16 protein-coding genes and 1 riboswitch are annotated in these 26,405 nt (G+C 44.2%); of the genes, 2 read left to right on the forward strand and 14 right to left on the reverse strand.

The genetic code is table 11. The features are described 5' to 3' along the window. Positions 1 to 158: 158 nt before the first annotated feature. Genes BLR84_RS11840 through BLR84_RS11850 form a run of 3 tightly spaced genes read right to left on the reverse strand, consistent with a single transcriptional unit; the run spans position 159 to position 4,943 of the window. Complete coding sequence (locus BLR84_RS11840; protein ID WP_090468162.1) at positions 159 to 2,825, reverse strand: glycosyl hydrolase 2 galactose-binding domain-containing protein; 2,667 nt, start codon at positions 2,823 to 2,825, stop codon at positions 159 to 161. A 17-nt stretch (positions 2,826 to 2,842) separates the two neighbouring features. Then, complete coding sequence (locus BLR84_RS11845; protein ID WP_090468164.1) at positions 2,843 to 3,697, reverse strand: ROK family protein; 855 nt, start codon at positions 3,695 to 3,697, stop codon at positions 2,843 to 2,845. Beyond that, on the reverse strand, positions 3,690 to 4,943 hold the full coding sequence (locus BLR84_RS11850) for a sugar MFS transporter (protein WP_090468165.1): 1,254 nt from the start codon (positions 4,941 to 4,943) through the stop codon (positions 3,690 to 3,692). The genes BLR84_RS11845 and BLR84_RS11850 overlap by 8 nt, the downstream gene beginning before the upstream one ends. A gap of 160 nt (positions 4,944 to 5,103) precedes the next feature. Between BLR84_RS11850 and BLR84_RS11855 the strand changes: the two genes are divergently transcribed. Together BLR84_RS11855 and BLR84_RS11860 are read left to right on the forward strand one after the other, a co-directional pair. Continuing rightward, positions 5,104 to 5,667 carry a Crp/Fnr family transcriptional regulator gene (locus BLR84_RS11855; RefSeq protein ID WP_090468167.1) on the forward strand — a complete coding sequence of 188 codons (564 nt, stop codon included), beginning with the start codon at positions 5,104 to 5,106 and terminating at the stop codon, positions 5,665 to 5,667. Positions 5,668 to 5,744: 77 nt separating this feature from the next. Continuing rightward, positions 5,745 to 6,071: a DMT family transporter gene (locus BLR84_RS11860; RefSeq protein ID WP_090468168.1), complete on the forward strand. Its 327-nt coding sequence runs from the start codon at positions 5,745 to 5,747 to the stop codon at positions 6,069 to 6,071. A 94-nt stretch (positions 6,072 to 6,165) separates the two neighbouring features. Here the strand turns inward: BLR84_RS11860 and BLR84_RS11865 are convergent, their stop codons facing one another. The 11 genes from BLR84_RS11865 to BLR84_RS11915 all read right to left on the reverse strand — a co-directional run bounded on the left by BLR84_RS11865 (position 6,166) and on the right by BLR84_RS11915 (position 26,143). Next, the gene (locus BLR84_RS11865) at positions 6,166 to 7,839 is read right to left on the reverse strand and encodes a lectin (protein ID WP_090468170.1); all 1,674 of its coding nucleotides are present in this window, start codon (positions 7,837 to 7,839) and stop codon (positions 6,166 to 6,168) included. Positions 7,840 to 8,278: 439 nt separating this feature from the next. Beyond that, on the reverse strand, positions 8,279 to 9,685 hold the full coding sequence (locus BLR84_RS11870) for an efflux transporter outer membrane subunit (protein ID WP_090468172.1): 1,407 nt from the start codon (positions 9,683 to 9,685) through the stop codon (positions 8,279 to 8,281). Between the two features lie 22 nt (positions 9,686 to 9,707). Continuing rightward, entirely contained in the window at positions 9,708 to 12,875 is a 3,168-nt protein-coding gene (locus BLR84_RS11875) for an efflux RND transporter permease subunit (protein WP_090468174.1), read from the reverse strand. A gap of 36 nt (positions 12,876 to 12,911) precedes the next feature. Next, on the reverse strand, positions 12,912 to 14,123 hold the full coding sequence (locus BLR84_RS11880) for an efflux RND transporter periplasmic adaptor subunit (protein WP_090468176.1): 1,212 nt from the start codon (positions 14,121 to 14,123) through the stop codon (positions 12,912 to 12,914). 293 nt (positions 14,124 to 14,416) lie between these two features. Continuing rightward, positions 14,417 to 15,556: a DUF5074 domain-containing protein gene (locus BLR84_RS11885; protein ID WP_090468178.1), complete on the reverse strand. Its 1,140-nt coding sequence runs from the start codon at positions 15,554 to 15,556 to the stop codon at positions 14,417 to 14,419. Positions 15,557 to 15,602: 46 nt separating this feature from the next. Then, positions 15,603 to 16,499 (reverse strand): cell surface protein, encoded by an 897-nt coding sequence (locus BLR84_RS11890; protein WP_090469242.1) that lies wholly within the window; start codon positions 16,497 to 16,499, stop codon positions 15,603 to 15,605. 28 nt (positions 16,500 to 16,527) lie between these two features. Continuing rightward, complete coding sequence (locus BLR84_RS11895; RefSeq protein WP_090468179.1) at positions 16,528 to 17,667, reverse strand: YncE family protein; 1,140 nt, start codon at positions 17,665 to 17,667, stop codon at positions 16,528 to 16,530. A gap of 9 nt (positions 17,668 to 17,676) precedes the next feature. Continuing rightward, on the reverse strand, positions 17,677 to 19,749 hold the full coding sequence (locus BLR84_RS11900) for a TonB-dependent receptor plug domain-containing protein (protein WP_090468181.1): 2,073 nt from the start codon (positions 19,747 to 19,749) through the stop codon (positions 17,677 to 17,679). Between the two features lie 107 nt (positions 19,750 to 19,856). After that, positions 19,857 to 20,059, reverse strand: a riboswitch (cobalamin riboswitch). Between the two features lie 688 nt (positions 20,060 to 20,747). After that, positions 20,748 to 21,692: a sugar phosphate isomerase/epimerase family protein gene (locus BLR84_RS11905; RefSeq protein WP_090468183.1), complete on the reverse strand. Its 945-nt coding sequence runs from the start codon at positions 21,690 to 21,692 to the stop codon at positions 20,748 to 20,750. Positions 21,693 to 21,707: 15 nt separating this feature from the next. Next, complete coding sequence (locus BLR84_RS11910) at positions 21,708 to 22,553, reverse strand: sugar phosphate isomerase/epimerase family protein (RefSeq protein WP_090469245.1); 846 nt, start codon at positions 22,551 to 22,553, stop codon at positions 21,708 to 21,710. A 149-nt stretch (positions 22,554 to 22,702) separates the two neighbouring features. After that, positions 22,703 to 26,143 carry a ThuA domain-containing protein gene (locus BLR84_RS11915; protein ID WP_090468185.1) on the reverse strand — a complete coding sequence of 1,147 codons (3,441 nt, stop codon included), beginning with the start codon at positions 26,141 to 26,143 and terminating at the stop codon, positions 22,703 to 22,705. Positions 26,144 to 26,405: the final 262 nt, after the last annotated feature.

A 26,405-nucleotide genomic window follows, 5' to 3' on the forward strand; every position in this document is an offset into this window, starting at 1 on the left:
GATTGCTTCGTACCTCGCAATGACGCTTTTTTTATCTATCTACTTGCGCTCGTTTGCAACGAGTGCTTAATCTGGGTTTGCGTTTAAAACGCAAGAGCGATGCAATCGCTGCTCCACAATAAGCACTCGTTGCAAACGAGCGCAAGATGCTATTTACATTAATTAACCGGTAAGCCCTCCTCAAAACCAGCTTGCTCATCGCTCTTGCTTTTAGCGGCATTAATATTCCATGCCGAGGTTAGGAAATACGGCGTTGTACCGGCTGCATCTTTGTTGCTATAGGTGCATTTGATCACCCTTGTTTCGCCCGGCGCCAGAGAAACATAATTGTCGCTGAATATTACCGGCAATATATCATCACCATCCTTACCTTTCAATGTCCGCAGGTGTACAAAAAAGGCTACTGATTTCCCGGTGTTGGTAATCGCTACTGCATGTGTGGTACTATCGCCTTTGGCATCTTCCTGAACGCGGCTCAGTTTTAGTGCCGTTTTGGGAATCTGCTGTAAAGCCGTGTAATCAGCATAAGCCGATTCTGGTGTGGTATACCAGTTCGATTTTTTCCAATTCAGTACTTCCACTTTTTGCGACAACCAGTACCAGTTGATGCTCTCTACCTTGCCACGACTATCAGTCAGCTGCAAACGCACAAAATAAGCCGGGGACAGCCCTGTAATGGCAGGCAAAGCAAAGACCGCTTTCGAGGCATCTGCTTCTATGCTTACCGGGACTGTTTTAGTGTATTTTACCGTACCATCAATATTATAAACTGTGGCCTTTACCTGCAAACCGCTAAATTTTTTAAGATAGGAGTTTATAACCCCCACCTCGTTTGATTTATAGGAATACATCACATGCAATGGCTCCATCGACTTTTTCATACCGAAATAGGTGCCAGCCGGATACAAATAGTAATCATACGTATGCCATATCAATCCGGGCCATGGGTTGGCCAGCATCCATTGTACTACTCCCGTTGCTGTATTGTATTTTTTAAAGCCGTAAGCTTCCATCATGGCACGGTGCGCCTCATAATTTTGCGCCTGTGCCTTGGCTATATAATTTTTGATAGCTGTTGATTCGCCATAGCGGTTTGCCAGGGCTTTATCAAATACCTTGGTAGTTCCAAATGATCCCGTACCGCAATGATATAGCCATGCCGGCGAACTGGTTGACAGGGAATCTTTAGGTATAAATTTGATCAAACTCTCGTATGGAGGGATAGACGGGCCAGGTGATATTTCTGTAGCGAAACTCCAGGTACCACCGAACTTGTGCGTAGCATCTGTTTCCCAGTATATAGGCGGCACCCATTCATATGGGCCGGCCATTTTTACACCGCTGAAGCCGGATACTTTTGATTTGATTTCATTAGCCGTTGATAATATAGGATTTGGCCATTTCAGCGTTTTCTCGATCTTTAGGTAATCACTTTCTACCGAAGTATCTGTAGGTGGCATATCACTACCATTGAGCCAAACCATGAGACTGGCTTTGTTACGTAGCCAAAACATCACACTACTGTCAGATGCCATGGCTACCTTGCGCTCAGCGGCATCCCAGTGCTCGGGATGTTGCCATACGCCGCAGCACATCCAACCGGTCATCACCAGCATACCGTACTGATCGCACAGATCATAAAAATTATCATCCTCCATTTTACCTTCGGAGCGAATGATATTCATGTTCATATCGCGTACCAGTCTCACTTCCTGCTCTTGACGTTCGGGCGACCGACGCTGGAAAATATCCGGCGACCATGCCGCACCGCGGATCAGGATAGGTTTACCATTCACAATAAACTCGCGCGATTCATTGTCGATCAGCTTAGAGTCCATCTGGCGGATGCCAAATTTCTCCCAAAGGGTGTTACTCACTTTACCCCCTACCACTGCTGATAGTTCAACCCGGTTCAGCTCGGCCTTGCCGTATTGCCAAGGCCACCAGATACGCGGATTTTTGATATTGAGCTGTTTATAAACTTCCGGACTAAAATCTACATTCTTTGATTCGTGGGGCAGCAAATGCACTTTTTGTTCAAAGCTCAAATCACTATTGATCTGCCCTTTGATCACCGCATCCTGTGCAGTATTGGTATAATTGGTCACCAGCGCATCAACATATAAATGCGCTACGGCCAGTGATGGCAGATCAAAACGGGTAGTTACCAGCGGATACTGCACCCCTACTTTATCATAAGTTTTGATCTCCACATTGTTTACGATACCGCCATTGTAATCAGGCGGATAAGGTATCCAGTCGGCATAATCAATGGCCAGGTCGCCTTTTGCTTTGTTGGGCGTAAAAGGTCGTGTTATTTGAAGAGCCAACACATTGTTACCGGTATAATTGATGTGTTTGGTTACATCCAGCTGAATGATGCGGAAAGGCCCTTTGGTTTGGGTCGTATCGGCAATTTTTACACCGTTAAGCCATATGTTCGCCTTATAATTGATGCCATGCAAACGCAGGATCACATTTTTACCATTCTCGGCGGCAGGCAAGGTAAATTCCCGACGGAACCACCAGGGTTTATCCAGTTTAGGATCGCTGAGTTTTTTTAGATTACGGCCCATGAATGGGTCAAAATCATAAACCTTATTAGCCAGCAAACCGGCTATGATGGTAGTAGGTACGCTTACTTTGTACCAGCTTTGGGTATCGTAATTATCTTTCGAAATTTTATCGGCTGGTGCAGCATCGGTTACAGCCGATTGCATTTTCCAATCGTCTTTAAGAATAAGCTGAAAACTTTCCTGCCTGGCCTGGCTAAATGCCTGTTGAAAACACAAAGGCAAGATCAGCGTGAGTATGAATTTTTTCATGATAGCGTTAGTTATATTTATTGTTGATGATCATAATACAAAGCGGCGGCGCCTATGATGCCGCTATTTTCCAGTTCAGATACCTCTACCCTGATCCGCTCGACAGTTTTGGTATAGGCGAATCTTTTGATCTCCTGCCACATCGTTTGCTGAAAAAACGCGTAAGCATGCCGCACAGAACCACCCAGTACAATCAGCTGCGGATCATAAGCATACATCACCTGTTTTATAGCATGGCCAATATGAGTACCCAGCTCGCCATAGAGTTTTAATGCCTGCTCATCTCCCCTTTTAGCATCCTCAAATACCTGTACACCATCTAAACCATACACGTTGTTAAAGAAAGATCCGCTGCTGTAAAACTCCAATATGTTATCCAGGTATGGAAAGAAACCAAATTCACCGGCTCCGCAGTTAAAGCCAGGGTACAATCGTTTGTTGATCATGATACCGGCTCCTAAACCCGTCCCCAGCGTTAAACCGATCATCGAATCCACGTTATTCCCTTTACCGAAGTAATATTCACCTACAGCAAAGCAATTGGCATCGTTATTTACATAAACGGGGATGCCATAACGCGTTTCCATCAGCTGCTTTAAATGCACCTCTTTCCATGAAGGAATGTATTGCACATCATATACAATACCTTCGGCAACATCAACCACACTGGGTACACCAATACCAATGGCGGCCACCTGGTCTTTCTGAAGCAGGCTGTCAACTACCTGGTATATATCATTCATTACATCCTCAACAGATCCATCACTTTTTATTTTTTGTGATACAATGGCCGACAAAGTGTTATTATTTACAACAGCGCCTCGGATATTGGTAGCACCCAGATCTATTCCTATAACTTTAATATTATTCATGAGTAGCTTTCTTTTTAATGTCGATGGTTTTATTGGTGATGAGTGGTTTTGCCCAGAAGCCTACGCTTAATATATAACCCAGGGTGATGTACAAAAAGAACATCCCTGCCCGCAAGCCAAACGCGTCGCCCAGCAAACCGATAACCGGTGGTATTACCGCGCCGCCAATAATGGCCGTAACCAGCAGGCCAGCGAAAGATCCATGATCTTTATTGATGGAGTTAAGCGCCAGTGAAAATATAATGGGATACATCACCGAAGCAAAGAAACCTACGAGCGGAAACGCGATCAAAGCCACGCTGGTTGGCCCAAACAAAGCTGCCGTTAAGCAAACTAAGGCCAATACGGTAAAACTGATGAGCACTTTACGGCTATCCATGATCTTCAATAAGAATAAACCCAGGATACCTCCGGCAGTCATCAGTCCCCAGAAATAGGCTACGGTATCTGCTCCTTTTGTTTGAGGGTCGAGACCATGATAGGTTTTCAAAAATTGAGAGATCCAGTTGGCTATACCCTGCTCGGTACCTACATAACAAAACATGGCTACCAAAAACAGGATAACTATGGGTTGTTTAAACAAAGCGAAATGGGTTTGTAAAGAGCCCACCTGCTCATCTTCTTTCAACTCTACTTTAGGAAATTTGGTGAATAATAGCAACAAAACCATGGCCAGGCAGATCACCGTAAAAAGCCAATACAATGAGATCCATGGTAAATTGGCTGGCACCAATGAATGCAATAAACCCATGATACCGCCACTATTATTCTCTTTTAAAGCTTTAACCATATAAGAGTAAACCAGCGGACTTAGGAAAGATGCCAGTCCGAATATCAATTGCGCCAATACGGATGTAAAAGCATAATTCTCTTCGCCGCCTGAGGTGCGTAACAGCGGATTGATGACCACCTGCAACATAGCCATACCGCAGCCTATCAGGAATAAGGAAATGATAGCGCTCAGATAATTAGGTTCCATAGCCAGCAATAGCGAACCTAAAAAAGCCACGATAAACGCCGCCACCATGATCTTTTTCTCTTTAAATGTTTCCAGCATAATAGCCGATGGTACCGACATCACACCATAGGCTATAAAGAATGCCAGTGGAAGTACGCCTGCCAATGTGTAACTTAAATTGAATACTTTTATGATATCCGGTATCAGCGGACCGATGACATTGGTTAGAAAAGAGATCACGAAAAAGATCAGCATGATCAGGGCTACAATGTAGTAGTTACGTTTCATTGGCTAGGGTTAAAGGTTTATAAGATTTAATACTGCAAACAATGTTATTAATATTCTTTTATAATAACAGTTCCGTTTTATTCGTAACGGCACATGAAGGACAATTGTAGAGGCAAATACCCTCAAAGACAGAATAAATATTTAATTAACAATCGTTAAATTGAGCATAGAACAAATTATCAATCAAATTTATGCTGTACCCGAAGCCTCCGGGCAGAAGCTTCGGCAGGTTATCGAAGAAATTACTTTGCCTAAGGGGCATATCTTGTTTGAGGCCGGCAAAATTAGCAGGAACGTTTATTTTATAAAAAAAGGCATTGTAAGGGCCTATTTATATCAACATGATACTGAAGTAACCTTTTGGTTTGGCCGGGAAGGCGATACCGTTATCTCGATGAAAAATTATGTGGAGAATAAACCCGGTTACGAAAATATTGAGCTTTTAGAGGATTGTATATTGTACCGCATTAAAAACAGCGAACTCCAAAGGCTATTTACCGAAGACATACATATTGCCAACTGGGGTCGCCGATTTGCCGAAACAGAGCTGATTAAAGTGGAGGAAAGATTGATCTCCCGGCAATTCAGCATGGCGGCCGACAGATACCAGGATATATTAACCAACAGTCCAGATCTTATCCAAAGGGTTCAATTATGCCACATAGCCTCTTACCTGGGCATTACGCAGGTGAGTTTAAGTCGTATAAGATCGAAAATAAGGTAGCTGCATTATTTATCCTATGTTAATTTTTAGGCTGTTTATACTCCCCAACTTTATAGTCGAAATAAATATAAGATAAAATGAATTGGATAATATTAATCATCGCAGGTCTTTGCGAAGTGGGTTTTGCCTCCTGCCTGGGCAAAGCCAAACAAACAACAGGTACCGAAATGTACCTTTGGTATACCGGATTCTTCGTCACCATGACCCTGAGCATGGTACTGTTGATAAAAGCCATCCAAACCCTGCCCATAGGCACAGCATATGCCGTTTGGACAGGCATCGGCGCCGTAGGCACCGTGCTGGTAGGTATTTTGGTATTTAAAGATCCGACCAACTTTTGGCGCCTGTTTTTTATGAGTACGCTCATCATCTCTGTTATCGGGCTTAAGTTTGTTGCCGAATAAGCATAAAACAAAACCGGCGACCTGATATGGTCGCCGGTTTTGTTTATAAGGCTTTGTAAAAAGCCCTCCCTTCCGGGGAGGGTTTGGGTGGGGTTTATTGGTTTATTCGGAACTGCTCTGTTCCGGTTATAGTTGTTCGGGTGCAAGTCATGGCCACAGTACCTCCTTCGCTTGAAAGATAAGCGCCATTATTGCCTCTTAAAGAGATGGTACCGTTTGAATTGAAAACCCAATCAAATTGTTCCCAGGGGCCAATAGCGGTGCGGTTACAGTTAATGGCCTGTGTACCGTTTTCTGAGGATACATATTTGCTGGAATTTAACAAGGAAACCTTTCCGTTACCTGCGTTAACAACTGTAAACTGCTCCCAGCCTTGGGCGGTTGCACGGTTACAGTTCATGGCTTGTGTACCGTTCTCAGAACTCACATATAGGTTATTTGAACCTTTTATGGTTACTACTTGCCCGAAGGGCACCGTGCCAGTACTGCCTCCCACTACTGGCTGTGTTGGTCTTGTAGCTGTTAATGCAATTTGTCCTTTCAACATCCTGCCACCGTCGCCGGTTAAGCGCAGGTAGTAATCGGCAGAGCATACGGTACCATCTTCATCCAATGATAAAAAATTGGAACCAGCCGGAACGAACGATGAGTTTTCGGTCGTTTTAGCAATCTGATTACCTTCATTATACTCGTCAAACATGGATATATATATGCCCTGTGCACCACCACGGATCAGGTTGTAAAACTGCGTCCACATCAGGTCGCCATGCGCCCGTTGATGTAATTGCAGATCGCCAGGTAACACGCAAGGCTGGTAATCGATACCGTTGGCATTACAATAGGTCTGATCGCCTGCCTGATGATCGTTATAGAAGTTATTAGCTTCGGTTACGTTACTTATTTTACCGATCATCCATGGCGATATCATGTTCAAGGCAGTAGCGGTGGGTAAAAAGTTAGGCTGTATATCGGTCGCATTGGTGTCGCGCCATGAGGCAGGTACACCTCCTATAATATAAACACCCTGGCCTTTAAACCAATTGATCACATCCAGACAAACAGCTGAAGAAAATGGGTGATTAGCATCATTAAAGCCCAATCCCCAGATACATACTACCGGTTTTCCGTTTTGTTTGGCATAAGCAGATGACGAAGTATATGCCGACATTTTGTTCGTCCAGTCGGTTTTAATCTCCGATTGCATATTTGTCCATCCGGTTATATCATACATGATATAAAACTTGCGACCGGTAGCCTCTGCCGCGGTTTTTACCTTGGCAGTTATAGCGTCACGCACCGGGCCTTCGCCTCCCGTAGGATTAAAACGTTGTAGGGCAGCACAATCAATATTATTTTGCTGCATCCACTGGAACTGTACATTTACGGTTTGATCATTAAAAGACGAGAATAACTTAGCCGGAGTTCCATTATTCAAATTAGCGAACCCGGTTTGATATGAACTGGTATACTCGCGCATATCGGGCCATGATTTGATGCCGATGTTGTTTGTTGATGGTGCCTGGCCCGCATTTGGCGCCCAATGCCACCAGATATTAATGGGCGAACCATCGCCAATAGCGGCGAACCAGCCCTGATACCCCACGGTGATTTTACCCACAACATCGCCTACAGGTGATGCGGATGTTTTTTTGTTTTTTCCGGCCAAAGCACCAGCGGTGTTATTGTCTAATCCCTTTTTACAGCTGCTTACGCTTATTATACCAAATAGGGCTAATAAAAATATTGCCTTAATAGTTTTCAATTTCATAATTTAAGTGTTTAATAATTGGTCTGATATTAGTTAATTTTACAATTGGGCATAGCAATCCCTAAGGGGGCATAAAAACATGTTTTTTCATAGATATTAAGGTTTTAATAAACCGAAAACTTTAAGAAAAAGCTTATCGGCATAAATTGGTTATTGACATAAAATAAGCGGATGGATATTAAAAAAATCTTAATAAATACTTAATTTTTAAACTATTATAGATTATTAATTAATCGAAAAGAACTTTATATAACTTATTAAGAAATTCACAAACAATATATATGACCAATAAAACTTAATAAGTATCTGATAATTATCCATAAAAAAAGCCAGGCTTCATGAAGCCTGGCTTTTTTATTCTTTATAGAAAGACACATGTGATGTGTCTCTACGACCAATTTAACTGTAGAGACGCATTACATGCGTCTCCGACTTATATCTACCGCCATCCGCCACCCAGCGCGCGGTATAAATTCACAATGGCTTGTAATTCCTGTAGTTTATCGCTCACGCCGCTTAATTGAGCGGCTAATAAATTTTGTTCGGAGGTCAATACATCAGTATAGTTAGTAGCCGAACTATAGCGTAATAATTCCTGCGTATAATCAACCGATTTTTGCAGGGCGATGATCTGTTTGCTGCGTGAGTCCTGCTTTTCAACCGCGGTTTCATGCGCATATAGTGCGTTGGAAACTTCCTGTCCTGCCACCAGCAGTGTTTTCTGAAAGCTGTTCAGTGCTTCCTGCTGCTGCGCCTGCGCGGTACGTAAACGGGCTTTATTAATTCCCTGATTAAAAATAGGTTGTGTTAAACCCGCCGCTGCATTATAGAATATTGACTTATCAAAAAAGTCTTTTAAAGTCAGGCTTGATAAACCTCCCGAAGCGGTTATGGTAAATGATGGATAAAAATAAGTCCGCGCCAGGTTGGTATTCTCAAAAGCTGCTCTAAACGCATATTCGCTTTGCTGCACATCCGGGCGATTGGTCAGCAGTTGGGTCGGAACGCCTGTTTGCAGTTCGGTGGTCACCTTTTGATCGGCCAATGCGCTACGGCTAATTGGCCCGGGCGCTCTTGAAAGCAGGATGTCTAATGCATTTTCTGTTTCGCGGATACTGCGTTTAATGTCGGGAATAGATACCTCCGCAGCGTAGCGATTGGCCTCGCTTTGTACTACGGCTGCACCATTAACCACTGCTCCTTTTTTGAGCTCCTTCATGGTCTCCACATCCTTTATCCGGTTTTGGAGCGTTTGTTGGGTAATTTCTAACTGCTTATCCAAAGCCAGCAGACTGAAATAATTATTGGCGATATCAGCTATCAGTTGGGTTTGTACGGCTCTCTTAGCAGCATCGCTTTGTAAAAAACTGGCCAGGGCAGCTCTTTTGGTACTACTCAGCTTACCCCAAACATCAGCTTCCCAGGAGGTGCTTAAACCTGCCTGGTAAGTAGTTGTAAGGGTATTGATATCGATGCCTTCCGGAAAATTCAAGCCCGCCTGTGATTGTTTTGATCGTGTAACAGAGGCATTACCACTTAAACTGGGTAAATAAGCCGCTTTGCTCTGCCGCAATGTTGCCTGCGCTTCCAATATCTTTTGTACCGCGGTTTTCAGATCAAGGTTATTATTTAAACCTTCCTGTATCAATGACCGCAATACAGTATCCGCAAACAGGCTTTGCCAGGACATAGAAGCTATGGTGGTAGTATCAGTCGACTGGCTACCACGATAAAGGCCTTGAGTATTTACATCGGGTCGTTTATACCTTTTAGTTATCCTGCAAGATAACAGGACACTCGAAAGAGAGACAAATAGTAATATATATTTTAAACAATTTCTGTTCATGGCGATGTTTTTAATTGATAGATCAATGAGCAGGTTTGATTTCTACCGCGTCATCCTCATCGTCGTCATTATCTTCTTTCGGCGGACCGCTTACCTTTTCCTGCAAATGCTGGAAGATGATAAACAATATCGGGATCACAAATACCCCGAATATCGTTCCCACAAACATACCACCTACTGCACCTGTACCGATAGACTTGTTGCCATTGGCGCCTGCTCCTGTCGAGAACATCAATGGCATAATACCAAATATAAAAGCGAAGGAGGTCATCAGGATCGGTCGTAAACGGGCTTCGGCACCGGCAATAGCGGCTGGGATCAATTCCATACCCGCCCGTCGTCTTTCCAAAGCAAACTCCACTATCAGGATGGCATTTTTGGCCAGTAGTCCAATGAGCATGATCAGCGAGATCTGCAGGTAAATATTACTTTCGATACCGAAGATCTTGGCAAACAGGTAAGTCCCTGATAAACCTACAGGCAGGGAGAGCAATACCGCGAAAGGCAGAATATAGCTTTCATACTGGGCGCTTAATAAAAAGTAAACAAACACCAGGCAAAGCATAAATATATAAGCCGACTGTGTTCCTGCGGTTAATTCCTCACGTGTTAAGCCCGAAAACTCATAGCCGTAACCCGCAGGCAGGCTCTCTATAGCAACCTCTTTGATGGCTTTAATGGCATCACCGGTACTAAAACCCGGTTTTGGTTGCCCCGAAACTGATATGGCTGTAAACAGGTTAAACCGGGAAATAGACTCTGGCCCAAACACTCTTTTCAAAGAAATAAAGGAGGTTATAGGCGCCATAGTACCTGCGCTATTGCGTACAAATATTTTGCTCAAACCAGTTTCGGTGGCCCGGTAATCATAATCGGCCTGAACCATTACGCGGTATTGTTTACCAAACTGGTTAAAGTTGGAAGCATATAAGCCGCCATAATACCCTTGTAACGTATTCAGCACCGAATTTACCGTTACACCGGCCTCTTTACATTTGGCTACATTAACATCAACCTGGTATTGCGGAAAATTGGGGTTGAACGAAGAGTTAAGGCTCTGGATTTCGGGACGTTTGCCGAGGGCTGCTATAAAATCATTACTCACTTTAAACAATTCGTTCACCGTATGACCACCTTTGTCCTGCAGCTGGAATTCAAAACCATCGCTGTTACCAAAGCCATTTAAAGTAGGCGGCGAAAAATAAAACACATTGGCCTCCCTCATCCCACTGGTTTTGCCATAAAGCTGACCAATAATACCCTCCTGGCTATCACTTTTTGACTTACGCTGATCCCAGGTTTTCAGCTTCAGGATCACCATAGCATAAGCGCTGCCATTACCTGCTATAAAGTTAAACCCAACCAGCTTTAAAGAACTCACTACGGCCGGAAAGGTATGCCCGATGCTATCGATCTTACTGGCAACCGCGTCTGTGCGTTCCATTGACGATGCCGGGGGCAGACTAATGGCAGCAAATACAACCCCCTGATCTTCATTGGGTACAAAACTGGAAGGGGTAGTTTTTACCAGATAAATAAGAACCGCAGCAAATATGGCTATAGCAGCAAGCGCGATCCACTTTTTATGCGCCAGGAAACCTACTGACTTTTTATATTTACCGCTTACCGCATCAAAGGCGGTATTGAATATCACATAAAAATGATTGATAAAGCCGTGTTTTTTAGTCCCCTTTTCATGCGGTTTTAAGAATAGGGCACACAAAGCCGGGCTAAGCGTTAACGCGTTGATGGCCGAAAGCATAATAGCCACAGCCAACGTAATACCAAATTGTTTATAAAACACACCAGTTGAGCCCGATATGAAAGTTACCGGCAGAAACACTGCCGACATCACCAGCGTAATGGAAACTATAGCGCCTGATATTTCGCTCATGGCATCAATAGATGCCTTGCGGGCCGATTTATAGCCTATATCCAATTTGGCGTGTACGGCTTCGACCACCACAATAGCGTCATCCACCACAATACCAATGGCCAGTACCAATGCAAATAGCGTAAGCAGGTTAATGGTAAATCCAAACAGGTTAAGGAAAAAGAAGGTACCTACAATAGCCACCGGAACCGCGATAGCCGGAATGAGGGTTGAGCGAAAATCTTGCAGAAACACAAACACCACGATAAACACCAATATAAAGGCCTCTATAAGCGTACTGATCACTTTTTCTATCGAGGCATCCAAAACCTCATTGGCATCAACCAGGTAGGCGATCTTCATCCCTTTAGGAAAAGTTTCTGCAGCTGCATCCAGGATCTTTTTTGATTCGTTGATCACATCGCGGGCATTTGACCCTGCTGTTTGGCTAATGGCTACACCTACTGATGGCTTGCCATCTGTAATGATATGAAACGAATAATCCAACGAACCTAACTCAACACGAGCCACATCATTCAATCGCAGTAATTGTCCATTGCCTACCGATTTGATAATCATGTTGCCAAATTCAGCCGCGGTTTGCAATCGCCCTTTGTACCTGATTACATATTGAAAGGACTGATTACTGTTTTCGCCAAATTTACCCGGTGCAGCCTCTATATTTTGTTCGTTAAGCACATCGGTAATATCATCGGGCACCAGGCCATAGCGTGACATCACATCTGGCTTAAGCCAGATACGCATAGAATAATCCCTTGAGCCAAAAACCTCGGCAGTACCTACGCCGGTTACACGCTGTATTTGCGGTACCAGGTTTATTTTGGCATAGTTCTGCAAAAAGGTTTCGTCGTAGGTTTTGTTATCACTGTATAGCGAAAAAATAACCAGGTTGCTGCTTTGGCTTTTAGCCACGGTAACACCAGATTGTGTAACCACCAACGGCAATAGACTGGTTGCTCGCGATACCCTGTTCTGCACGTTCACCGCGGCCAGATCGGGATTGGTACCTACTTTAAAATATACCGTGATTGATGCAGAACCATCATTACTGGCGCTGGAGGTCATGTAGGTCATATTCTCCACCCCGTTGATCTGCTCCTCCATCGGGATGATCACACTTTTAAGCACTACATCGGCATTAGCGCCATTATAAAAGGCGGATACATTTACCGTTGGCGGCGCTATATCCGGATATTGAGATATGGGTAGATTAATAAGCCCGAGTATACCCAGTATCAGCAACAAAACTGATATAACGGTTGATAATACCGGGCGTTCTATGAATTTTTTAAGCATACAATTGCTTTAACAGGATTGATAAATTAAACTCCACTATTTAAGGTTGCCATAAACAGATGCCGCGCTAACCGGGTTGGCTTTTATAGTTGTACCATCAGGTAAATTATTGGCGCTTTGCAGTACTATTTTATCGCCGGCATGTAAACCATCGGTAACCACGTAAAACTGGCCGGCGGTGTTATCCATTACTTGTATAGCTACGTTTTTGATCTTGTTCTGTTTATCAACCAGGTACACAAAGCGTTTATCCTGTAATTCATATGTGGCGCTTTGCGGCACCAATAAGCCCGATTTGATGGTGTTTGGTATTCTTACGGTTGCGCTGCTTCCGCTTCGGATCAATCCACGGGGATTAATAAATCCTGCCCGTACGTTAGCTGCGCCAGTGGCGGTGTTGATCAATCCGTTTACCGTTTCCACACGGCCGGTATGTTCATAAATAGTACCATCAGGGAGTATGAGCGATACGTTAGGTAGTTTACTCAATTTTGATTTGAAAGAGGTTGTACCAGTACTATCCTTGCTAAAATCGAGCAGTTGTTTTTCGTTCAGCGCAAAGTAAGCGTAAATATTGGATGTGTTATAAACCGTTGTTAAAGGATCGGTTGTAGTACTGGTTACCAGGCTACCTAATTTATATGGTAATGAACCAATAACACCATTTACCGGACTGGTAATAGTAGTGTAACCCAGGTTAACCTGGGCATTTACCAGTGAGGCTTTTGCCTGTGCCAGAGCAGCCGCTTTTGATTGCTGTGTATACTCTGCCGATTCCAGTTCGTAATGACTGATGATGTCTTTGTCAACAAGTGGCTTTACTTTGTTCACCTGCATTTTGGCCAGGCTCAGGTCGGCCTCTGCAGTTTTGATACCAGCCTGGGCGGTACGTACATCCTGTTCATACTGTGGCGCATTGATCTTAAAAAGCAATTGCCCTTTTTTCACTATGGAACCTTCGTCAACATATATTTTTTCTACATAGCCGTCAACCTTGGGCCGTATCTCGATATTTTGCTGGCCTTGTATGCTTGCCGGATAATCTACATTTAAAGTAGCGGGGCGCGGTTGCAAAGTAAGTACCTTATAATCCAATACCTGCTCTCCCCCCTGACCTTCGGCTGCTTGTTTATTTTTACTGCCACAGGAACTCAATATAGCCGTTGATAAAACGATCGTAAAAAATGCAGCCCATTGTTGAGGCGAAAGTACATGATAAGTTTTGCAGGACGATTTTAAAAGTATCATAAGGTAAAATAATCGTGAAAATATAGGGCGTAGGGGTTTACGCCACTAAATACGGCATTAATTAGGTATTTTGATTGTTAAATATAGTTAATGTTACAGCTTATTTTAAAATTGCAGGTGTTATTAATCAAGCATCCATTAAAATAGCCTTTATTTTTTGATCAAGATCCTGCGCGTCAAAAGGCTTTGCTACAAAGTCATTCATACCGTGATCCATGCATTTTTTCATTACTAACAAAACTAAAAAAGGCCACCTGTTGGCAGCCTTCTTATTAAACTGGATATCTAAAGAATTAATGAAATACCGCGATAGAAGGGAAATAATAGCCGGTGTAAGCAATGTCATTAATCAATGAGCCTGTTGAAGCGTTGTAAAAACACAGATCATTAAAACTAAAATTGGTGGTAAAGCCAGAGTGTACCGTATTAACAACAACTTGATTATGAGCCGGATCATAAGCCACACCAGCACCATACAATTCCCTGCCCGTTGCTACGGTTATAAATGGCGTAGTAAATGAAGCACTGTTGGCAGCTGTATATTTATAGATCTGGGTTCCGCCAGAAAATGTAGCATTTTTGGCTATGAAGATGGCATTTTCGGTAGTAGAAGCCGTGATAGAGCCAGGATGCCATGCCGCCCATGAGCCGTATATGGCAAAAGGTACAGTTATGGTTTGTACCGCCAAAGTAGCCGGATCAATACGTACCAATTGTGTACCACCAGCAGCCCAAACAGCACCGTCAGGAGTTTTGGCAAACGCGCATAACATGCCGGCAATAGAGGTAACCACAGCATTGGTAGAAGCATTTAATACCACTACCCCATTTGATGCCGAAAGCACAAAAACATAATTACCGGCTTTGATCATATCACCTACCTGGCCGGTTACACCGCTGAGTTTGGTACCCAGCACCAGTGTTTGCAGATTGATAGGATAAATGCCCGAACCTGTGCTTACCAGGCCATTGTTAGCATCAATCCCAACAAAGGCTCTAAAATCATTAGTGCTTTTTGCGGCAATACGGTTTATTTCCAGCAAGCTGTGTGAATCGGCAACTACCAGGGGGCCGCCAACTTTGCTTACCAGATATAGCCTGTCGTTAAAAATAGTACCATACTGTAAAGTACTGCTGGTTGGGTTCAGGTTTTTACCCGGGTTTTCTTTGGTGAATAAGCTGTCGCTGATTAAGCCCGTTCCAAAGTCGTAAAAACTTACTGTTCCGGTACCGTGGCCATACCAGCCTTCGTTTACCAGGAAAAAGCCGTTATCATATTTGCCTGTGCCATGCACCTGGAGTTTTCCGCTTGCCTGATTGGCATTCAGTGTATTGTTAGCAGCATCTTTTTTACAGGAGCTCAGCATTCCCATCAGTAATACCGGAAAAATGTAGGGTAACAGTTTTACAAGGGTAGATTTTTTTGTGTTCATCTTTTTAGGTTTTGTGGTTTTGATAAGTAGAATTATTTATTTGATTTTAGTTTTTAAGCATGCTCAGATCGGCCGCACCGCCAAACTCGGTTGATTGTTCGCCCAGCCAGCCCATATTGTAAAGGATACCTGTTTGTACTTTGATGAAATCTATACCCTTCAGGCTTACTTTGTTTCCTTTGGCATCAATGGCGTTATCAATATCTACTTTGTCGCCACCGGCTGTATTATCGCCGTAGCCATAATCAAAAGCAGCACTGGTAATGTATGATGGATCGTCATCGTTAATATTTGATGATGGCAGCAGCGTACCACTCAGCGTATAGCTATCACCTTTAAGCCCTATCGGGAAATAAGGCTGCGTATGAAATATATTAGTTTGCACAACCCCGGTTTTGCCCTTATTGTCTTTCCAGGGCACGCTGCAGGTATCGCATTTAGGCCGGGTGTAGGTAACCGAGTAATTGCGGGTGTAACCATCTTTGTATTGGGCGCTTCCGGTTAATTCATACCAGGTATCATCGGGTTTGCCATTGTTATTGGTATCCTGCATCACCCATATTACGCCAGGTTCAGCAAAGCTGGAAAAGGCGTTTCCGTAAACAATAAAATCCTCTTTATAGGGTACGTTTAAAACGGTGTGATCAAAGCCAACCACGATATAGCCACCCCAGGCCCCCAAGCTTACCAGGCCCTGATCGTTATTTAAAGTACCTTTGGCTGCTACAGTATCGCCAATTCCCGTATTGTCAAACTGACCAGGGGCCGGATTAAAATCAAATAATTGATTTACATACGACTTACTTTGGGCAGTAATAGGGTGTATAGGTGTTTCGGGTGTTGTATCAGTTGATTTATCCTTTTTACAGGACGATAATAACGCTACGCCAAGCAAAAGCGCGAAGGACAGGTTTTTCATGTGGTTTAAGTTGATCTTTATCATTTTTATTGGTTCAATTTTAGTATTCTGTTTAATAAGCAAATGCAAAATGCGCGGGTATATCTCCGGCCACAACCGACCATTTTTTCTTGCCTGAAGGATCAAAGCAATACAGCGTTCCCGGAGTAACATAATCTTTAGCATCGGTAACCAATACCTCTTTGGTTATGGGATTTACCGCTATACCATAAGGAACTTTGATCTGACTTTCGGTGCCATCTGTAATGAACTTGCTGGACAGCACGGTTTCGTCCTTTACGTTAAGCATAGCATAGGTTGTAGTATTTTTACCCGTGATGTAGCTAAACTCATAGCTATACATATAGGCAATGTCATCATCGATCCAAAGGTTGCTCACCCCAAAATCAAATTCCTTTTTCACCTGGTCGGTTTTGGTATCGATCACAAATAGTTTTGATGGGATGTTATAATAATCACCGCGGGAGGTAATGTAGATATCGCCATATCTATCGGCCTTTACCCTATCCAGGTTAATGGCTACATCAATACGTTTCAATTCGGTAAATGAAGCCAGATCAATTACCGAGACTGTACGTTCATAATTTGGCGGACTATAGCCTCCTGAATTAGCCACATACAGCTTTTCGCCCACGATGGCCATCTCTTCGGGCTGGCGACCGACGGTTACCTTTCTTGTGATCTGCAGGGTAGCAGTATCTATCTCATTAACGGCACCATTTGGTGCTTTGGGATCACCAACTTTACCCAAATAGGCACTTACATAGGCTTTACCATTATGAAAGGTTACGTAGCGACAGTTATCTATATTAATAAGTGATATCCGCTTACCGGTTTTAGTATTCAAAACCTCCACCTTGTTGGATACATTGACCACTACATACACTTTTGAGCCATAAATACCGATGTCGTTACCCACATCGCCCAAACCTTTGGTAACATCGGGGTTGGTTTGATTATATATGTTACGGCGATATTGCCCGGTGGTATAATCCAGGTAATCAAGCGAAGCCTTGTTCATGTTCATATTACCCTCATTAAGCAAATAGAACCCTTTAACCACGGCGGTTGGGTCAGGCGGCAACAGGGGTTTATCCTGCTCCGGAATAGGCTGGGTATCCTTTCTACAGGCGCTGTAGCCCAGAATGATACATCCAAGCAGCAGATATTTGAAGAGTTGTATATTTTTCATAGCAGATACTTAAAATGTTGAACTTATGGTGAAGCGATAATTGCGCCCCGGTAAAGGGAAATTGTAGATCACGTCGTAGTATTGATTGAGCAGGTTATTAACCTCTGCTGTAAGCCTGACCTTATGTTTGTTGAACGGTGTAGCATAGGTAAAGCCTATATCATGGGTGTACCATGGCGGCATATAATTGGCCGCTTCATGATATTTTTGATTATACCTTTCGCCGGTATAGATATAGCTGTAGGTGAAGGCCAACTTATGCCACTCCACACCTATCAGCACCGAACCACTATTTACCGGGGTATAAGGTATTTGCTGATTATAATTAATGTCGGCTTTGTCGGTTACATCAACCGATTGCTGGTAGGTGTAGGATATGCCGGTGTTCAGTACCGCATCATGCCATAACTGCCATGTAGCCTGCGCATTTACCTCAGCTCCTTTAATATGTACTTTCCCGAGATTAATGATCGACCAGCGACCAAGATCTGCTCCAGGCACAGCCACTATTTTATCCTTCACCTGGTTGTAATAAGCATCGGCCTGTACCGCGAAATAAACCAGTATTTGCTGGTGCAGGGTTCTGTTATAGGTGAATCCCACATCATACTGCTTGTTAAATTCGGGCTTTACGGCAGCGTAACCCACAAAGGTGTAGTACAGATCATTAAAAGTGGGCAGCCTGAAAATGCTCTTGTAAAAGCCTCGCAGCCTGAAATCAGGATTTTTAGTTGGCTGCCAGGATATCAGCACAGCCGGTGTATACTCGCTTCGATTATCTGCATTAGCCAGGATCGGTACTTTATCCCGAACGAAGGTACCCAGCACATTGGCTTGTAAATTAAACCGGGCAAAATGCAATTCGGTAGCCAGAGCAGTTAACAGCTGATTACGGATCGGCGGTACAAAGGCATATTTGGCCGAGTCGTTTTCCGTAATGTGTAAGGTACTCCACTCATAATCGGCAGAGAGCGCCACATCCCAGAACTTGCTGACTTTGTATTTATTAGCTAACGAAAAGTAAAGTTCATTTTCATAGTAGCGGTCGTTCAGAAGCCCTGTGGTTGTGGTGATATCCGGATTAGTATAATGGCTGTAGGTATTTGCATACTTGGCAATAAGCATCAGGCTGTACCGGTCGCCAAGGTTTTTGTTATAGGTAGATTGTACAAAGATATCTCTATCCCACAAGCGTTCATGCGAATCAAACTTGTTAGATACGATAGCGGCTGGTAACCCCCTTGCGGAGTTATACAGATACCCTTTTACCGCCCATTTACTGCTATCCCGGAGTTTGCCATTTAATCCCAATTCCACACGTTGTGAGGTGATATCGCTATTTTGCCGTACCGCAGTAGTATCATAAACCCCATTGGTATACCTGAACTTGTAACGACCATTGGCATGCACAAACTCGGTGCTGATGGTGCTGTAGGTATTGTTACTCAGCTTATACTGCCAAAAGAACGATGGGTTAACCAAACCTGATGACCCGGTTTTAAAACTCACCTTGCCTGTTGAGCGACTGCTATCCTCAAAATGCGGCTGGCGCGAGGCAAGGTAAATAGCGCTCCCCGAAGCAAAACCCTTGGCGGGTTGAAATATGGTACCTTTCTGGGCATTGTATAGGGCTATTTCCTCGATGTTATCCAGCGAAAACTTACCCAGATCAACCTGGCCGTTTTGCGAGTTGCCAAACTCCACACCATCATAAAAAACACCTACATGGTTACTGCCCAAGCTGCGTACATTAATGGTTTTCAGACCACCTACTCCGCCGTAATCCTTGAGTTGCACACCCGAGAAATAGCGAATGGCGTCGGCTACGGAAAAACTATTCAGTTTTTCCAGCTCTGCTCCTTTTAGTATCTGTAGCGGCGTGGCCGAAGTACTGCGTGATGAGATCCTGCCTGCCCGAACGGAAACCTCTTTCAGATGATGGCTTTTGACTGTATCTGTAGCCAATTTCTTATGACTGGTATCTGCAACTTGCGCCAGGGCGTTGCCGCAAAACAGGCCCTGTATCGCCGTAAGGCAAATAAAAAGCGTCAGGAAGCACAAATATTTGTACAGGTGTTGCAATAGGTTCTGTTCGTAAAAAAATTAAACAAACAGCAAACAGGGTACAATAAATGGAAATACACACTACGTGAGATATCTTCATTCCAGCTTCAATCCCCGAAAGCTATGAATACATATAATGCAATGGCAGGTCTTCTGACTTACTCCCCGTTTACCCGGCCTTCCCGTCGCGATCATATCGAAACAGTGGCTAAAGAATGGATAGCGGTTAACAGAGCTTACAGCTGCGGGACAGTTCCGGAGTTACACCGGATTCCCTTTTAATCCCGAAACCTTAAAGGCTTCGGGAACCAAAAGCGACGCAAATATAGAAATAAAAAAGGCAAGGAATTTTATTTTAGTATCCCTCCAAAGTGTAACTTAAAATCGGTAGTCTGCATCGGACAAAACTTTTTAAACCTTAAATTTTAACACTTTTTTAGTCGAAAACGGGGTTAAAACGCTTGCCTTTTGGCCATTTTAACAAAGTTTTAACGCCATTTTAACACTTTTTAACAAATTTTTGATGGGTTTTGAAAGCTTTAAAAAGTATTAATTTATTGATTACCAAATAACTAAACACAAACTAGCCGATTTTTGGTCTTGTTTTATCCTTAACTAAACAGCCCGGATATCTGTTAAAAGATACCCGGGCTGCTGTTGATATAAATATACGAAAATTCGGGCAGATATACACTACTTTAATAAAACAACAACACTCAAGTCATGCCGAACTTGTTTCGGCATCCCATAAGCAAAGTCTACAGTATGTCGGTTAACCTGTCCTGAGGGATCCTGAAACAAGTTCAGGACGACTTATCAATTATACTATCTCCCCTGCATGCCTCCCACGAGATACGCTGCGCTAATCTCGCGGGAGCGAAGAGCGAGTTAAAATAAATCTGTCATCCTGAGCAATAGCGAAGGATCTTCTTCAACATGCATATTGCACAATAGATGCTTCAAGTGTTCAGCATGACAAATTTTTAAAAGCGGGTCCTTTCCCAATTACTACAAGCCTAAATATCCGCCGTAACCGCTTTCATTTTACGCAGTGCTGTTTGGGCTACCTTTAAGGCATCCTGTGCATAATAGCTTTTGTTGAACACTTCGCAGGATATAATGAGCGGCTTTTCGGGATGTTTTACCAATTGCAGGATCCGCTTTAGCGGCGCTACGCCATCACCGGGGTATACGCGGTCGGGCTCGGATATAATATCCGGATTGATACCTGATGGATAATCATTTACGTGAAATACCTCCAGCGCAGGTTTACCCACCAACTGCAGGGTCTCCACCGCCGATTGCCCTTTGTATATATGAAATACATCCAGCAATACCCGGGCATCCGGATGCCCGCTTTGCAGCGCCACATATAATACCTGGCTGATGTGTTTCAGATTCACCGATCCACCCCACATTTCCAGCTGCGGAACAACGCCGGTATCCTTGCCCATAGTCAGGATAGTGCTATAGCGTTCGGTCACGACATCGAGATTGATGATATCTCCCTTGGTAGCGCCAGCCGGTGGGGCGGCAATACGCTTACAACCTAATTTGGCCAGCAGTTCCATTTCGCCTTGTAGCTGGGTAAGCGCTTGTTTACGGGTGGCTTCATCATCCACTATCCATTGGGCAAAGCCTATGGCGTTTTGAATGGTGATACCCAAGCCGTCTACAATCTTTTTAGCCTCCGTTACCGAGCCACCATTTTTCAGATAGGTTTGCAAAGTATCCAGCCAGATCTCTACCGAAGTAAAGCCTGCTTGGGCGGCTGTTTCCAATTCTTTGATAAAACCCAGGTTTTGCCCGCGGATGGTACTCATGTTTAAAGAATACTCAAAACCGTGCCCGTTTTTATCAACCTTAATGGCGGCCTCCGCACGGTTTCCGACAACCGCCGCTCCTGCCGCTACACCTAAAGTTTTCAATGCGGTTCTCCTTGTTACAGATTTGAAATTCATCGACTTATATTAATTTTAAAAACTTTTGATATAAGCTATAGTAACCGGCAATTGTTTACTGTACGACGGACTTTCATCCTCGATAAAATAATGTTTGATGCCCGCTTTTTTAGCCACCTTCAGCACCTCAGGAATATTGATCTGCCCGGTTCCCAGGGCTACATCGTTCCGGGTATCGGTGCCGCCAGTGAGGTCGTTAGCCACGCCTTTGCGAATATCTTTCAGGTGCATGAGTTTCATACGCGAGGGGTATTTATTGATAAGTTGTGCGGGGTCCTGCCCGCCATGGAAGGACCACAGGATATCGATCTCAAAGGATACATACCGCGGGTCGGTATTTTTGGCGATATAATCAAACAGCGTCCCATCCTCATATTTACCAAACTCATAGCCGTGGTTATGGTAACAAAAGGTCAATCCGTTATCCTTTAATATCTTGCCTACCCGGTTAAAATCGGCAGCGGCTTTTTTGGCATCTTCCAGTGTAAACTCTTTTTTATGCGGGATCCAGGCTACCATTACATAGCTTGCTCCCAATGTTTTAGCCAGTTTAACTACAGCCAGCGGATCTTTAACAATATCCTCATACCCCGCCCCAACCGATGGGATCTTGATGCCGCGCTCGTCACAAAGCTTTTTAAATTCTTCCTTGGGCATATCTTTTGGCCCCTCACCTTCCAGCTCGGTTATACCCAGGGCTTTAATGGTGTCCAACACCGCAACCGTAGCTTTGGGCATACTGCTGCGAAAGGTATAAGCCTGTACGCCTATAGCGTTGGTAAAAATCGACTTGCCGCTTTGGGCAAAAGCCGAAGATGTGAGTGCCAGGCAGGCGCTTAAAATGATGGTATGTTTTTTCATAAAAATGGGATTATAGTTTACTTGTTGTTCTGTTCTTCCACATGTCATTGCGAGCGCAGCGTGGCAATCTCCTCGCGTTCTCATCGGTGAGAATAGCTACGAGATTGCTTCGTCGTTCTTCCTCGCAATGACATATTTTTAATTTGTTTTCATTCAAACTGTATATCCTTAATACTCAAAATCCCCTCGCTTGGTTTGGTTCGTTTGATGGCGAAAAAGTAAATATCATGCTTGCCGCTTACCGGTTTCTGTATATCACCGGTCACGGAAGCCGCTTTCTTCCAATCACCGGTTTCTGTATAGGCCGCCGAACTGATCACCGGGCCTGCCTGCGAATCGATACGTACCTCTATCTCGCCTGCCGCCTCTTTGGAGGCATACTGATAAACAAACTTTTTAATGTTCGACAGGTCGATATCCTTGAACATTACGTAAGATTTATGGTTCCCGGCCGATAGATCGTTCTTAAAACGATTAAAACCTTTCAGCTCATCAGCATATACCGCTTTTACATCCGCGTTGCGCAAAGTAACTACGTCGGTACCGGTTAGCGAGCCAATTACCTTACCACCTTTATCGGTGTACGATGCCAGTAGGGTGTACTGGCCACGTGGTTCGGCATCATTGAATTTCAAATTCAACGTACCATGCAGCGGCAATGGCATGGCCTTGTTCTTTTTATCTGTGAGCGAAAAAATATAACGTACGATCTCTTTGGTATCTGGGGTTGACAATTGTGGGTGCGCGCTCATCAAATGCTCCGTACCCCAACTACCCGCTCCACCGTTGATGATCTTTTTGGCCAATTTATCAGTCGCGCCCTTTTGTGTTTTATAACGGTTGGCTATGGCCGTAAAGCTTGGCCCTACGGCTGTTTTATTGATTGTATGGCACGATTTACAATCGCTGGCGGCCATCAGGGCTTTGCCGGGGTAACTCACTTCTGCGGTTGATAAGGCCGCCAGGTTTTTAACGGCCTTCCCGTCTGTGGATGGCTGCGGGTTATAAATGTAAAACAGCTTTACCCGTTTTGGATCGATCACCTTATCTTCCTTGTCCTTCACCATCACATTGTACTTAAAGGGCTTGCCTTTCCAGATGAAGGATTTATTATCGGCACTGGCAATAGTTACCGATGGTACAGTATTACCCACTTTAACTAATATAGTATCGCGGCCTACCGCACCAGCCTTATCCGTTACTTTAAGTATGGCCTTGTAAATACCTGGTTTGGTGTAGGTATGTGTTGCAGAAACGGTGGTAGCGCCTACTGTTTTCCCATCAAAAAGCCATTGATAACTGATCTTGTCATCATCGTCCAGATCGCGGCTGCCCTGCCCGTTAACGGTTAGCATAAGTGGCGCCTGGCCGGCTATTTCTTTTTTAACCAGTATGGTTTTGAGCTCGGCAGTGAGGTATTTGGTATGCTGATACAGGCTGATCAGGGCGGTATCGGTGATACCTGCTTTGGCTATCGGCGCACGGTTACCAGTATTGTATTCAATTTTCACCAGGCGGGCGTCTTCATTCTGCGCACCATAAACAGAGCCGTACTCCAGCATATAAAATACGCCATCGGGCCCAAACTCCATATCGATAGGGCGCCTGAAATCGCCGGTTGAGGGCATAAAGGCTTCGTTGCGCACATAATTTTCGTTCTGATCAAACCTGAGGTCGATAACCCAGTTGCGCATCCAGTCGGCCACAAACAAGGCACCGTCATAATACGCCGGGAATTTGTTAGGATTGGGGTTAGCGGCATTATACTCGTAAAAATCGCCACCGATAGCACACCTGCCACCCAAACCCAGCTCCGGGAATTCGTCCGAAGCAGCATAAGGATACCAGATCATGGCCGGTGTAGCCGGAGGCAATACATTTAAACCGGTATTATTGGGCGAATTGTTCAGGGGTGCTTTAGGATCAAACAAGGGGCCGGGCTTGCCGGTCACAAAATCCCAGTGCGAATAAGCAAAGTTATTGCCCACAAAATAGGGCCAGCCAAAATTACCCGCCTTTTTGGCCTGGTTAAACTCATCATAACCTCGTGGGCCACGCGGTGAATCATGCCCTGCATCAGGCCCAATCTCGCCCCAGTACAACACCGAGGTTTTGGGATTAACTGCTATACGGTAAGGATTACGACAGCCCATCACATAAATTTCAGGGCGGGTTTTGGCTGTACCTTTCGGGAACAGGTTACCTTCGGGAATGGTATAGGTACCATCAGGTTCGGGATGGATCCTCAGAATCTTTCCTTTCAGATCATTGGTGTTGCCGGCGCTGCGTTGCGCATCCAGGCTATAATGTTCCTGACCGGGGCGTTCATCTAGTGGTGCATAACCATCTGAAGGGAATGGACTAGAGCTGTCGCCGACTGAAAGATACAGGTTGCCGTTCTTGTCCCAGGCCAATGAGCCGCCATGATGTGCGCCGCTCACCTTTTGAACCGGAACTTTAAATAAGATCTTTTCTGATTTGAGGTCGAGCATGTTCTGCTGACTTACAGTGAACCTGGACAGCTGAAAATTCAATGGCTCTATGGTTTGCCCGGCAGGCATGTAATAAATATAAACATAGCCGTTGCTTTCAAATTTAGGATCGATGGTTAGGCCGATAACACCCGTACCACCATCATCTGTGATCGGGAATTTGTGGATCACCTTGTACTGTTTGGTATGAGTATTATACACCGAAAAGTTGCCGAACAACTGCGTAAAAAACACCCGGCCATCTTTGGCAACAGCCAGTTCCATTGGCGAAGCGATATTATTCACCAATACTGTTTTTACAAAACGGCCCTGATCTGGCGCTACTTTGGAATAAGCTTTACTATAATCCAAAGGTTTGCCATTGCCCATGGCGTATTTGATACCGCCCAGCAGCTGACCTAAGAACAGCGGATCGCTATAACTTTCGTCGGTATGGCCGCAACCGGTATAAAAAGAACGGCCACCATCAAACTCGTGATACCAGGTAATGGGATGATCGGCGCCGTTGGTGCCGCCATCGTAGGTATTTTCATCCAAACTGGCCAACACATGGATGCCGCTGTAGATGGATTTGTAGTTATACCATTCGTCCGTACGTTCCCAGCGGGCGGGTAAATTAGCCGTAATGGGGTTAGTATGGTCGGTAACATCAATGGTAGCCTTGCGGATATTGGAGTTATTGGGGTGACTGGAAAAGTATGCCCCTACCAATTTACCATACCAGGGCCAGTCGTATTCGGTATCCGCCGCCGAATGCACACCGGCAAAACCACCACCAGCCTGTATATAACGCTCAAAAGCAGCCTGCTGCTCCGCATTCAATACATTGCCGGTGGTGCAGTTAAATATTACGGCTTGGTATTGCTTAAGATTATCATCAGTAAAGAGTGCGGCGTTGGTGGTGGTATCCACTTCAAAACCGTTCTCTTTACCCAGCTTTTGGACAGCCGCTATGCCAAAAGGGATACAGGAATGGTGCCAGCCCAATGTTTTCGAAAAAACCAGGACACGCGGCCCAGGAGCCGGCCTTTTAAACGAATACAGCAAAAAGCTAAGCCCAAGCCATAGAATACAGATGAGTTTGAATTTCAGAGACATGATGTGAGATTTAGTTGATATTTTTTATTTCATCAACCGGCAAAATCCATCGTCATGAAGCATAATTATCTTGTACTGAGCGTGCAATGATAAATTAGTACTATGTAATGATAAAATACTACCGGTTAAGTAATTGGCTATTACAATATTAACATTTATTGTGTATTTACTACACTTATATTTTATTCATTAAATATTGTAAGTAAATTGTTACCCAACGTAATTCTTATCAACTCATTTACCCATCCTATTACAGGCTATA

It is taken from the genome of Mucilaginibacter sp. OK268 (genome assembly GCF_900103125.1).
GTDB lineage: Bacteria > Bacteroidota > Bacteroidia > Sphingobacteriales > Sphingobacteriaceae > Mucilaginibacter.